Source organism: Caulobacter sp. LjRoot300 (genome assembly GCF_964253875.1).
Classification (GTDB): Bacteria; Pseudomonadota; Alphaproteobacteria; order Caulobacterales; family Caulobacteraceae; genus Caulobacter.
Map to the genome: position 1 here is coordinate 389,979 of NZ_CAXUSA020000002.1, position 12,447 is coordinate 402,425.

The window sequence follows — 12,447 nt, forward strand, 5'->3', positions numbered from 1 at the left end:
GGACAAGGCGTGCAGCACCAAGATTCGGGATCACACCCCTAGGCCAGCCGCTCGATGCGCACGGCCGGCGAGGTTTGCCTGATCCGCGCGGCCATGGCCACGATCGGCAGCTCCGGCGCGTCCCAGAGGTTGGCGGCGGTCACCGTCTCGGCCACGCCGCCGACGGCGCGGGCCAGGCCGTAGGGCAGGGTCTGGCCTTCCAGCAGCGAGGTGGCGAACAGGGCGGTCAGCAGGTCGCCCGTGCCGTTGGGCGCGCGCTCGGCCCTGGCGTGGGCCGCCAGCCAGGCTTCATCGCGGTCGACATAGACCACGCCGATCTCGTCTTCCCGTCGCACCGACGACACCAGGACCGGCTTGCCCAGGAGCCGGCCGGCGCGCACCGCGGCCAGCGGGTCGCCGCAGTCCGCGCCGGTCAGATGCTGCAGCTCCCAGGCGTTGCAGGCCACCAGGTCGGCGCGCGGGACCAGCTCGCCGGCGATGGCCTCGGCCACCTCGGCGGGCACGTACAAGCCCTTGCCGGCGTCGCCCATGGTCGGGTCGACGATCACGATCGGCGCGCGCGAGGACGCGCCCTTGGGCGAGTCTTCGCGCGGCGCGGCGCGCACGGCGTCGATGGCCTGGGCGGCGACGCGCACCTGGGCGGCGCTGGCGAAATAGCCGGTGATGACCAGGTCCGTCAGGCTCAGCAGGCCGTTGGCCTCGACCCCCTCGAGCATGCCCGCCATCACCTCGACGGACGTCGGCGCGCCGCCCGGCGGCCCCCAGCCCGGATGCCGGCCGTAGAGCACGGTCGGCACGACCATCGAGTCGACGCCGAACTGGGCCAGGGCGGCGACCTGGGCCGAGGCGCCCACCTGGCTGCCCGCGACATGGCTGGAGAGGATCAGGGCCATCGGCATGACCAGCGGCTTAGCCGAGCCTCGCGGCCTTGAACAGGGCGGGCGCGCACGAAAGAGGCCCGCCGCGTTTCCGCGGCGGGCCCTTGCGGCTTGGCTTTGAGCGAAGCCTAGTAGCGGTAGTGGTCCGGCTTGAACGGGCCCTTTTCCGGCACGCCGATATAGTCGGCCTGGTCCTTGCGCAGGGTCGACAGCTTGGCGCCCAGCTTCTCCAGGTGCAGCAGGGCGACCTTTTCGTCGAGGTGCTTGGGCAGGGTGTAGACGTCGTTCTTGTAGGCCGACTTGTTGGTCCACAGTTCGATCTGGGCCAGGGTCTGGTTGGTGAAGCTGGCCGACATCACGAACGAGGGGTGGCCCGTCGCGTTGCCCAGGTTCACCAGGCGGCCTTCCGACAGCAGGATGATCTTCTTGCCGTCCGGGAATTCCACGTGGTGGACCTGCGGCTTGATCTCGTCCCACTTGAAGTTCTTCAGGCCGGCGACCTGAATTTCCGAGTCGAAGTGGCCGATGTTGCAGACGATGGCGTTGTTGCGCATCTGCCGCATGTGATCGACGGTGATGACGTCCTTGTTGCCCGTGGCGGTGACGAAGATGTCGGCGCGGCCGGCCACGTCATCCAGGGTCTGGACCTCATAGCCTTCCATCGCCGCCTGCAGGGCGCAGATCGGGTCGATCTCGGTGACGATCACCCGGGCGCCGCCTTGGCGCAGCGAAGCCGCCGAGCCCTTGCCGACGTCGCCGTAGCCGCAGACCACCGCGACCTTGCCCGACAGCATCACGTCGGTGCCGCGGCGGATGGCGTCGACCAGCGATTCCCGGCAGCCATAGAGGTTGTCGAACTTGGACTTGGTGACGCTGTCGTTGACGTTGATGGCCGGGAACGGCAGCTCGCCCTTCTGGGCCATCTGGTACAGGCGGTGCACGCCCGTGGTGGTTTCTTCCGACACGCCGCCGATGGCGTCGCGGATCGCGGTGTAGAAGCCCGGCTTTTCGGCCAGGTAGCGCTTCATCACCGTGTAGAGGGCTTCTTCTTCCTCGTTGGTCGGGTTGTTGAGGATCGAGGGATCCTTCTCGGCCTTCGGGCCCAGCACGCAGAGCAGGGTCGCGTCGCCGCCGTCGTCGAGGATCAGGTTCGGATAGCCGCCATCCGCCCATTCGAAGATCTTGTGGGCGTATTCCCAGTACTCGACCAGGTTCTCGCCCTTGAAGGCGAACACCGGCACGCCCGAGGCGGCGATGGCCGCGGCGGCGTGGTCCTGGGTCGAGAAGATGTTGCACGAGGCCCAGCGGACGTCGGCGCCCAGGGCGGTCAGCGTCTCGATCAGCACGGCGGTCTGGATGGTCATGTGCAGGCTGCCGGCGATGCGGGCGCCCTTCAGGACCTGGGCCGGGCCGTATTCGGCGCGGGTGGCCATCAGACCGGGCATTTCGGTCTCGGCGATGGCGATTTCCTTGCGGCCGAAATCGGCGAGCGAGATGTCCTTGACGATGTAGTCGGCCACGGTCGGGCTCCTGCGGTCGGGGGATGGTCTTGCGCGGTCTATACCGCGCCCGGCCCCTTCTCGCAATTAAGGCATAAGGATTTCTTTATATGCCCAGGCTCACCAGAACCGCCTGGCTTCGGCGAAGGTCACGTAGGCGCCCTGGGCCTCGGCCAGAAGGTCGGCCTCGCGGTCGGCCGCGCCGGCGGTCAGGCGGCCGGCGGCGAAGGCGGCCTGGGGATCCTCGCAGGCCATCGCCACGTCGCGGGCCAGGGCCTCGCGGCCGGCCTGGTCGTTGAGCAGGCCCAGGGCGTCCTGCAGGTCCTTGGCCGCCGCGACGAAGCGCTCGCGGCGTTTGGGATGGTCGGGGAACAGCCCGCCCAGGTCCTCGACCGCGTAGCGCAGCTTCTTGCCGCGGATGCGCAGGTGGTGACGATCCTCGGGACCGAGGGCGGCCAGGTCGCGGCCGTCCTTGCGGATGCGGTCGCGGCGCTTGTCCAGGGCCTTGGCGGCGAAGTCGGCGGCGGGCCGGGCGCGGATCTTTTCCAGCCGCCGGTCGGTGGTCCAGGGGCCGGCCTCCAGCCAGGCGGCGGCGTCGATGGCCAGGGCGCGGAAGCGGGCGCTGTCCACGGCCTCGCCGGCCCGGGCGTAGGCGTCGGTCTGTGCGGCCAGCAGGGCCTTGCCGAACGCCGCCAGGGCCCGGGCCTCGTCCTGGACCGTCTCGTCCTGGGCGGCCGGGTCCGGCGCCGGCTGGTTTTCGACCGCCGGCCGCCAGACGTCGGCGATGAACACGTCCAGGTTCCGCGCCGCGCCCAGGGCGTCGGCCAGCCACTTCAGCTCGGCCCTGACCTGACCGGCGGCCGGATCGGCGGCCAGGGCCTTGAAGGTCGACAGCAGGGCCCGGAACCGCCGCGCCGCCACCCGCAGCTTGTGCACGCGCTCGGGACCGGGACGGGTCCGCACGCCCTCGGCGGCGGCGCACAGCCGGTCCAGGGCGGCGCGGCCCAGGGCCTGCAGCGCCTCGCCGGTGGCGGCGCCGGGCGTCAGGACCGCCTCGGCGCGAAGCCCTTCCGCCTCGCCCAGGGCCAGGGCGTAGCCGCGCTCGGCCTTGCTGACCAGGGACAGGCGCAGCGGCGCGTGGGCGGCCAGGTCGCGCGCCAGGTCGAACAGCACGCGCGGCGCGCCGGCCTTCAGCTCCAGCTCCAGCTCGCTGACCCCCGCGCGCCGCCCGCCGGCCAGCAGCTCGCCCTGGTCCAGGGCCGCCTCGATGGTGGCGCCGTCGCGCTCGATCAGCCGGGTCACGCGCCGGACCCTGGTGGCGAACACCGGAACCAGGACGTCGCCGTCGACCGCCTTGGCGGCCGGGGTGGCGGCCAGCAGGTCCCGGTCGGGCTCGGGCCCCTCGACCGCGCTTTCCCACTCGCCGCGCGCGAAGACGCCGCCGGACGAGGCCGATTTCAGGGTCTGCTTGCGGCCGTTCTCGCCGTCGCGGATGCGCAGGCCGAAACCGGCCTTGCGCAGGGCGTGGTCGGCCGTGTCGAAATAGGTGGCGTCGAGCTGTCGAACCGCTTCCCGCCCCTCGAGCCGGGCCAGGATCGCGTTCGAAGCCTCCGGGGCGATCAGGAACTTCAGCTCGATTTCGTGATCCATGCGACGGTTATAACCGGGCCCGCCGGTTTTGGCTCCATGGGCTGTCTTGCGCGGACGCACGTGGGAGGTGCTTGCCAATCAATGTGGCGGAGTCCAAACCTGCGCGCCATGAGCCAGATCAACGCCGCCGCCCCTCGCCACGACTGGACCCTGGACCAGGTCGAGGCCCTGTTCGACCTGCCGTTCATGGAGCTGGTGTTCCAGGCCGCGACCGTGCACCGAGCCGGGTTCGACCCGTCCGAGGTGCAGCTGTCGCAGCTGCTGTCGGTCAAGACCGGCGGCTGCGCCGAGAACTGCGGCTATTGCAGCCAGAGCGCCCATTTCAAGACCGGCCTGAAGGCCGAGAAGCTGATGGACGCCGACGTCGTCATCGCCAAGGCCCGCCAGGCCCGCGACGGCGGGGCCCAGCGCTTCTGCATGGGCGCGGCCTGGCGCGAGCTGAAGGACCGCGACCTGCCCAAGCTGGCGGCGATGATCGGCGGGGTGAAGGCCCTGGGCCTGGAGACCTGCGCCACCCTGGGCATGCTGACCCCGGACCAGGCCCGGCAGCTGAAGGACGCGGGCCTGGACTATTACAACCACAACCTCGACACCGGCCCGGAATATTACGGCGAGGTGGTCACCACCCGCACCTACCAGGAGCGGCTGGACACCCTGGCCCATGTCCGCGACGCCGGCATGAGCACCTGCTGCGGCGGCATCGTCGGCATGGGCGAGACCCGCCGCGACCGCGCCAGCCTGCTGCATCAGCTGGCGACCCTGCCCAGCCATCCCGACAGCCTGCCGATCAATGGCCTGGTGCCGGTCAGCGGCACGCCGCTGGGCGACCAGGTGCTGGCCGACGGCGCCAAGGCCATCGATTCCATCGAGTTCGTGCGCACCATCGCCGTGGCCCGCATCGTCTGCCCCCGCTCGATGGTCCGCCTGTCGGCCGGCCGCGACACCATGAGCCGCGAGCTGCAGGCCCTGTGCTTCCTGGCCGGCGCCAACTCCATCTTCGTCGGCGGCAAGCTGCTGACCACCCCCCTGCCGGGCCAGGACGAGGACAGCGCCCTGTTCCAGGACCTGAACCTGCGGCCGATGGGCGTGAAGACCGCGGCGCCGGAAGCCGTGGCGGCGGAGTAGTTCGAGTCGTTTCCGAAGGTCCTCCCCCTGTGGGGGAGGCGATCGCGCAGCGATCGGTGGGGGAAGTTTTAGGGTCGTCGATCCAGGTCCGCCGTGGCCCGATCACGCCCCCCTCCGTCGGCTTCGCCGACACCTCCCCCACAGGGGGAGGATCGAGCTAGCCTACCGTTCCTCGTCGAACCTGTTCGACACCAGCTCGGTCAGGGCCTCGACCGCCGCGTCGGCCTCGGGACCCTCGGCGGCGATGTCGATCGTCGAGCCGATGCCGGCGGCCAGCATCATCAGGCCCATGATCGAGCGGGCGTCGACGCTGGTCCCGTCGCGGGCCACCGTGACCTCGGCGTCGAAGCCCGAGGCCAGCTTGACGAACTTGGCCGAGGCGCGGGCGTGCAGCCCTCGCTCGTTGACGATCTCGACCGTACGCGCCGCCATGCGACTCATTTTTCTCCCGCGAGCACGTAGGAGGCCACGGAGATATATTTGCGTCCAGCCTCCTGGGCGTGGGCGACGCAGGCCGGCAGAGGCTCGCGCTGGCGCACGCTGGCCAGCTTGATAAGCATCGGCAGGTTCAGGCCGGCGATCACCTCGGCCTTGGTCTGCTCCATCACCGAGATGGCCAGGTTCGACGGCGTGCCGCCGAACATGTCGGTCAGCAGGATCACGCCGTCGCCCTGTTCGTCGACCGCGGCGCACGCCTTCAGAATGTCGGACCGGCGACGCTCCATGTCGTCTTCCGGGCCGATGCAGATGGCCTGCACCGCGCCTTGCGGTCCGACCACGTGCTCCATGGCGGAGACGAACTCCTCGGCCAGCCGCCCGTGCGTGACTATCACGAGCCCGATCATGCCTGATCTCTCAAACGGGATCCCCATAACCCGTGGCGGCAGGGAGGCGCCGCGCGGGCCGCCTTGATACGCTTGTTAGTCGGCGACTCCAAGATGCTCAAACACCCGTCTGATTTTCCCGGGCGCTCCGGGTTCCAGGGGCCACAGGTCCAGCACCCGCGTGGAAATCCCCTCGATGACCTGGAACATGGGGTCCGGCAGGCGTTCGACGGCCTGCGGCCGATCCACGCAGCGGACCAGAAGATCGATTCGGCAGAACGGCCGGTGCGGCTGGGACAACACGCCCAGGCCCCGAGCCTCGATCAACCCGGCCAGGGTGTCCGGCGCGCGACCATGCAGCCGGCCGCCGGACACGAACACCAGGGTGCGGTCGTCGGCGACCAGGACGAAGCCCTGGTCCAGCGCCCGCAGCATCAGGTCGCTCTTGCCGACCCCCGAAGGACCCTCGATCAGGGCCCCGCGCCAGACGCCGGCGACCCGACGGGCGATCAGTCCGGCGTGGCGGATCATTCGCGCGCCCCCCCGTCGCGATGGCCCCCGTCGCGATGGCCCCCGTCGCGCGGGCCGCCATCACGGCCGCCGTGGTGATGATGGTGACCATTGTGGGCGTTGGCTTCGGGCAGATCGACCAGGAACCGGGCGCCGATCACCTTGCCCTCGGCGTCCTTGCGGTTCTCGGCCCGCATGGTCCCGCCGTGCGCCTCGACGATCTGGCGGGCGATCGACAGGCCCAGGCCCGAATTGCCGCCGAACGCCTTGCCCTTGGGCCGCGAGGTGTAGAAGCGCTCGAAGATGGTCTCCAGATTGTCGGGCGGGATGCCGGGACCGTCGTCGTCGACCGTGACGATCAGGCGATTGTGATGGTCGCGCAGGCCCGGGTCGCGCTTGAGCGTGACGCGGACCTCGCCGTCGGCGGCGCTGAACGAGCGGGCGTTGTCGATCAGGTTGCGGAACACCTGGCCCACGGGGGTCTCGCGCGCCACGATCCGGGCGTGCTGCGGCGCGCCCTTGGCGTCGAAGGTCACCCGCACGCTGCCCGGGGCCTCGCCCGGGCGCAGCTGGGCCTCGTAGAGGTGGATGACCTCGGCCAGCAGGCCGTCCAGCTCGAAGGCCCGCGGCGCCTCGCGCGACAGCTCCGCGTCCAGCCGGGACGCATTGGAGATGTCGGTGACCAGGCGGTCCAGGCGGGTGACGTCCTGCTGCAGGATGCCCAGCAGCCGGGCCCGGGCGGCGGGGTCGGTCACCAGGTCCAGGGTCTCGATCGCCGAGCGGATCGAGGTCAGGGGGTTCTTGATCTCGTGGGCGACGTCGGCGGCGAAGCGCTCGATGGCGTCCATCCGTTCGGACATCGAGTCGGTCATTTCCTCCAGGGCCCGCGACAGGTCGCCCAGCTCGTCCTTGCGGCCCGAGATGTCGGGCAGGGAGATGGCCCGGGCGCCGTCCAGCCGCACGCGGTCGGCGGCGCTGGCCATGCGCAGCACCGGCTGGGCGATCAGGCGGTTGAGCAGGAACGACGAGATCAGGGTGGTGGCGATGGCGATCAGGGCGAACGGCAGCAGGGCCTTGCGCTCGGCGGCGATGATCTGGTCGACGTCGCCGGCCTCCAGGGTCAGGACGCCCAGGACCGCGCGCACGTGCTGGATCGGGATCGACACCGACACCACCCGCTCGCCCATCTCGTCGATGCGGGTGCCGGCCACCGGCTCGCCCAGCTTGGCCTGGGCGATTTCGGCGGCCAGGGCCTCGCGCGCCGCCTCGGCCACCCTGGGCTTGGTGTCGGGACTATGGGTCGGCAGGCCGAAGGCCGGCTGGCCGGGCCGGCGGGCCGGCGGCAGAACCTTGGACTCCACCCGGTCGGCGACGACGTAGGAATCGGCCAGCTGGTTGCCCTGGGCGTCGAACAGCCGGGCGCGCTGCGAGCGCGGGATGAACAGGCTCTGCAGGATGTCGCTGGCCTGGTCGGGCACCAGGCGCGGCTCGGGGTCGCCGACCGTGGCGGCCAGGTCGATCACGTTGGCGATCAGCTCGCCCTGGGTGGTCAGGCTGTCGATGCGGGTGTTGATCAGGCCGCTGCGCAGCTCGTTGAGCACCAGGGCCCCGCCCAGCAGCACGGCCAGGGCCAGCAGGTTCAGGCCGATGATCAGCCGGCCCAGGCGCGAGCCCCTGGGCCAGGCCAGCTTGGGCCAGCCAAGCCTGGGCAAGCCGGAAGGCGGCCAGGTCAGACGTCGCCTGGCCGCGGCCTCCGGTCCGGGCTCGCCGGCCCTCTTGCGATCAGGATTCGCGATATCGGTAGCCGACGCCATACAGGGTTTCGATGGAATCGAATTCGGGATCGACCTGGCGGAACTTCTTGCGCATCCGCTTGATGTGGCTGTCGATGGTGCGGTCATCGACATAGACCTGGTCGTCGTAGGCGGCGTCCATCAGGTTGTCGCGGCTCTTCACGAAGCCCGGGCGCTGGGCCAGCGACTGCAGCAGCAGGAACTCGGTGACCGTCAGGCGCACCGGCTTGCCGTCCCACAGGCTGTCGTGGCGGGCGGAATCCAGCGTCAGCTTGCCGCGCTTCATGATCTTGGAATTGGCCGAGCCGGGGGCGGCGCTGGCGGCGTCCTCCTCCTCGGGGCGGGCGCGGCGCAGCACGGCCTTGACCCGCTCCAGCAGCAGGCGCTGGCTGAACGGCTTGTGGATGTAGTCGTCGGCCCCGAGGTTGAAGCCGAGGATCTCGTCGATCTCGTCGTCCTTGGAGGTCAGCATGATCACCGGGATCTCGGTGGTCTGGCGCAGGCGGCGCAGCACCTCCATGCCGTCCATCCGCGGCATCTTGACGTCCAGGATCACCAGGTCGGGCGCCTGGCTCTCGACCGCGTCGAGCCCCGACGCGCCGTCGTAATAGGCCTTCACCACGTGACCGTGGCTTTCCAGCGCCAGCGAAACCGAAGCGACGATGTTCTCGTCGTCGTCGATGAGAGTAATATCGGCCATCGAGCCCTATGGGTCCTTTCGCGATTTTCCTGCCAATACTATCGATCGGCGGCGCCCGCTACAACGCGCCCCCTACAACGCATGGGGCGGCTAAGCTTTCCCTGCCTTTTGCGGCTCCAGCGTGGCGCGATTGCGGCGCGGCCCGGAGGGGCCGTCCGGAAGGGCGTCCGTGACGCACCCGGGCGGCAACCTCACCTTAAGGTCTTGTATCCCATAAGGGAGGTTCGGGGAGCCCTTTGCCGATGAGCGACCAAGTCCATTACGAGCTGTTCGTGCGCCGCAAGCCTGGCGCGCAGTGGACGCTCGACATGGCCACCGAGATCCGCGCCTACGCCCTGCAGACCGCCGAGGAGGCGCTGGAGCAGGGGCGGGCGATCGCCGTGCGCGTCAGCAAGGAAACCCTCGACCCCGAAAGCCGCGAATACAAGTCGATCTCGATCTTCACCAAGGGCCAGGTCGACGGCGGCAAGCCCAAGAAGGTGCAGGAGGACCTGGATCCGCTCTGCGTCCAGCCGGCCGACCTCTACACCGCCCACGCCCGCGACCGGATCGGCCGGCTGCTGGAAGCCTGGCTGGACCGTCACAACGCCACCCCGTTCGAGCTGCTGCACCGTCCCGACCTGGTCGAGAAGCTGGAAGCCTCGGGCACCGACCTGCAGCACGCGTTGCAGAAGATCGCCATCCCCGAGGCCGAGGCCCGGGGCATGTCGGTCCACGAGCTGATCCGCACCTTCCAGGGCCTGGTCGAGCGCACCGTCGCCAACCTGATGAAGCAGTTCAAGAGGGGCGCCCTGCCCGACCTGGACAGGGAAGGCTTCGCCCGGGCCGCCGAGCGGCTGGCCGCCGATCCCGACCGCGCCTTCCTGCTGGGGGCCGGGGTCGCCGCCTCGATCGCGCCCGGCAAGAACTGGTCCGAGAAGATCGCCCGCCTGATCGACCTGGCCGACGCCGCGCCCAGCGACCCGAAGGCCCGCGCCGCCGCCCTGGCCGCCATCGAGACGCCCCTGGCCGAGATCATCGGCTCCAAGGCGGGGATGGCCGACCTGCTGGGAGCCGGCGACGCCGACCTGGGCACGACCCTGGCCGCCATGACCCGCCTGGCCGGCGGGGCCCAGGTCGAGGGCCTGATCCGCATGGAGGCCGGGGTGCGAACCTGCATGCCCGAGCTTTCCGGCACGGCCAAGCGCCTGAGCGACTGGCTGGCCGGCGAGGACTTCCCGGCCGTACGGATGTCGATCGCCCAGCGGGTGCTCAAGGAACTGAACGGCGTGCGCCGCCTCAAGCCCGCCGACGCCGAGGCCGAGATCGAATATCTGCGCGCCCTGGCCATGAGCCTGACGGCCGCCGCCGGCCGCATCCTGCCGCCGGAAGACATCACCAGCGCCTTCACCACCCGGTCCAAGACCCTGCTGAACGGCGAGTTCATCGAGGCCCTGCTCGGCCGCGACCGCTCGTCGCGCGAAGAGATCCTGATGCTGATCCGCCTGGCCGAGAACGTCATGGGCGCGGTCAACAAGCGCATGGCCGCCCGCTGGCTGTCGGCCAACGTCCTGGCCCTGCGCTTCGAGCGCGAGCTGCGCCAGGGTCCGGACTCGCCGGCGTCGAAGCTGGCCGCCCTGGCCGCGCTGCAGAGGGCCCTGGTCCGCTCGGGCCTGGTGGTCGAGGACTACGAGCCGCTGTGCGCCCGCCTGGGCGAGGTGGGCGGCATGATCGAGGCCGACGCCCGCCTGGTCGCCATGCTGGTCCGCGCGCCCGCCCCCCTGCCCCAGAAGATGGCCCTGCTGATCAAGCTGGCCATGGGCGAGGCCGGCCCGACCGGCCCGGTCGCCGACCGCGCCAAGGCCGAAGCGATAAGGCTGGCCCGCACGCCCGAGGCCCGCGAGGAACTGGCCGGCTCGCCCGAGACCATGGACCTGCTCAAGGGCATGGTTCAACAGAAGGCGGCGGCTTAGGGGGAGCGGCGCTAAGCCCGCTTTCGACCCTTAGCGGATGCTCATAAACGCCCTCTCTCTTCGAGAGAGGGAGGGTCGGGCAGAAGGACCATCCACCCGTAACTGACCCTGATGGTCGGGCGAAATGCGGACATTCAAAAGCTTGGCCAAGCTCAAGCCTGGATGAATAAAGCAATAGCAGGGCTACCGTGACGGATTGGACAGTATGCCGATCTGAGCCAGCCAGTTTTCCAGCAGACCGGGCCAGACTGTGTCAGGCGAATGGTTACGCCTTAGTGCGAAAGCGTGACCGCCATGGGCGAATAGGTGAACTTCGGCCGATACGTTCGCGTCATTCAACGCTCGGGCATATAGTGTGCTGTTACAGATGGGGTCTACTGGGTCGTCCCAGGACTGAAGTAAGAAGGTCGGTGGGGTACGTTCGGTGACCCGTATGCCAGGATCCAAGTCGCCATTCCGGCAGAGATGCCCAGGAAAGAAAGCGATGGCGAAGTCAGGGCGGCTGCTAACTCGGTCCGCCCCATCGACCGGCGCGTAACTAGACTCGAAGATGTTGCTGGTCTGGGCCACCAGATACCCCCCAGCCGAAAAGCCCATGACGCCGATTTTGTGCGGATCAACGCCCAGGCTGGCAGCTCGCGTCCTGACGAGGCGGATCGTTCGTTGGGCGTCTTGGAGCGCGCGGGGCGGCTTGGGGTCAATGACGCAGCGGCATTGGGGGTTCCAGTAGTGGTTGCTGCCGGGCACCCGATACTTAGACAGGATGCACGTCACGCCCCTTGCCGTGATCCAATCGCAGACTTCAGTCCCCTCCAACGTGATCGCCACCGCACGAAAACCGCCGCCGGGAAATACGATGATCGCGGCGCCCGTATTGCGTCCCTTGGGCGGATAGATCGTCATGGTCGGACGGCTAACGTTGAGCACCGTCTCGGATCGATCGCCCGTGAGCGCGTCGGGCGTCTTGGCGACGCGCACGCTTTCTGGATCGGATTGCGCGCCGACCATGTTCGGGGGCTCGCCAGGCCAGACAGGCTCCTGGACCAGGCCATGGGGCGCTGACCAAACCCGCTCCGTATCGCCGACAGGCCACGCGTCGAGCGGCGCTGTTGCCCGAGGAGTCTCCAACGAGAGGGGAGGCAGTTGACCGGCAAAGCAATGCGCCAGCTCCAGAGCGAGACCGCTGGCGCCAAGCAGCACAGTGGTGGTCAGCGCGACGCGGAAGAAGAATCTCATGATTTTGATTGGCTCCGATACTTCGTCGGCGACGAGCGTTCATCGGGCCCAGGCCGCCTGACCTCAGCAATGTCTGCATTGAAGGCCTTATGGCGAGGGCCGACAATCGACCTAAACTACGGGGAGCCATGCGTGAAATTCATGCCTGGAGTGTCCTGGTTTCCTCCATCTCAAGGCGCTTCGCGCCTGCAAGCCCGCCGCGCCCCAAGCTAGAGGTTGGTTTTCTGAGGCGAGCGAGACCGTCTGCCAAAGCGACTCGAGGAGGCGTCCGACAACCACC

General features: G+C 69.3%; 10 protein-coding genes and 1 pseudogene. 2 read left to right on the top strand and 9 right to left on the bottom strand.

Annotated elements, in window-relative coordinates; genetic code table 11:
• Positions 1-38 precede the first annotated feature (38 nt).
• The 3 genes from ACSQ2G_RS07180 to ACSQ2G_RS07190 all read right to left on the bottom strand — a co-directional run bounded on the left by ACSQ2G_RS07180 (position 39) and on the right by ACSQ2G_RS07190 (position 4,027).
• A complete protein-coding gene (locus ACSQ2G_RS07180) occupies positions 39-899 on the bottom strand; it encodes a bifunctional hydroxymethylpyrimidine kinase/phosphomethylpyrimidine kinase (RefSeq protein ID WP_436029516.1) in 861 nt (286 codons plus the stop codon).
• A gap of 107 nt (positions 900-1,006) precedes the next feature.
• Complete coding sequence (ahcY, locus tag ACSQ2G_RS07185) at positions 1,007-2,398, bottom strand: adenosylhomocysteinase (RefSeq protein ID WP_436029518.1); 1,392 nt, start codon at positions 2,396-2,398, stop codon at positions 1,007-1,009.
• 99 nt (positions 2,399-2,497) lie between these two features.
• Positions 2,498-4,027, bottom strand: a complete 1,530-nt coding sequence (locus ACSQ2G_RS07190; protein WP_436029520.1) for a CHAD domain-containing protein — start codon at positions 4,025-4,027, stop codon at positions 2,498-2,500.
• 108 nt (positions 4,028-4,135) lie between these two features.
• Between ACSQ2G_RS07190 and bioB the strand changes: the two genes are divergently transcribed.
• Entirely contained in the window at positions 4,136-5,152 is a 1,017-nt protein-coding gene (gene bioB, locus ACSQ2G_RS07195) for a biotin synthase BioB (protein ID WP_436029522.1), read from the top strand.
• 162 nt (positions 5,153-5,314) lie between these two features.
• Here bioB and ACSQ2G_RS07200 read toward each other — a convergent pair whose 3' ends face one another.
• The 5 genes and pseudogenes from ACSQ2G_RS07200 to ACSQ2G_RS07220 all read right to left on the bottom strand — a co-directional run bounded on the left by ACSQ2G_RS07200 (position 5,315) and on the right by ACSQ2G_RS07220 (position 8,979).
• Complete coding sequence (locus tag ACSQ2G_RS07200) at positions 5,315-5,593, bottom strand: HPr family phosphocarrier protein (RefSeq protein ID WP_028039473.1); 279 nt, start codon at positions 5,591-5,593, stop codon at positions 5,315-5,317.
• Entirely contained in the window at positions 5,590-5,997 is a 408-nt protein-coding gene (locus ACSQ2G_RS07205; RefSeq protein ID WP_310080191.1) for a PTS sugar transporter subunit IIA, read from the bottom strand. Before ACSQ2G_RS07205 ends, ACSQ2G_RS07200 begins: the two co-directional genes overlap by 4 nt.
• Positions 5,998-6,072: 75 nt before the next feature.
• Positions 6,073-6,507: an HPr kinase/phosphorylase gene (locus tag ACSQ2G_RS07210; RefSeq protein WP_436029525.1), complete on the bottom strand. Its 435-nt coding sequence runs from the start codon at positions 6,505-6,507 to the stop codon at positions 6,073-6,075.
• A gap of 101 nt (positions 6,508-6,608) precedes the next feature.
• A pseudogene (locus ACSQ2G_RS07215) lies at positions 6,609-8,300 on the bottom strand (ATP-binding protein); the annotation flags it as partial.
• Positions 8,269-8,979: a response regulator transcription factor gene (locus ACSQ2G_RS07220; RefSeq protein WP_035080721.1), complete on the bottom strand. Its 711-nt coding sequence runs from the start codon at positions 8,977-8,979 to the stop codon at positions 8,269-8,271. The pseudogene ACSQ2G_RS07215 and the gene ACSQ2G_RS07220, both read right to left, overlap by 32 nt.
• 242 nt (positions 8,980-9,221) lie before the next feature.
• On the opposite strand from ACSQ2G_RS07220, the gene ACSQ2G_RS07225 reads away from it, so the two are divergent.
• Complete coding sequence (locus ACSQ2G_RS07225) at positions 9,222-10,931, top strand: hypothetical protein (protein WP_436029528.1); 1,710 nt, start codon at positions 9,222-9,224, stop codon at positions 10,929-10,931.
• Between the two features lie 183 nt (positions 10,932-11,114).
• Here the strand turns inward: ACSQ2G_RS07225 and ACSQ2G_RS07230 are convergent, their stop codons facing one another.
• The gene (locus tag ACSQ2G_RS07230; RefSeq protein WP_436029530.1) at positions 11,115-12,167 is read right to left on the bottom strand and encodes an alpha/beta hydrolase; all 1,053 of its coding nucleotides are present in this window, start codon (positions 12,165-12,167) and stop codon (positions 11,115-11,117) included.
• Between the last annotated feature and the right edge of the window lie 280 nt (positions 12,168-12,447).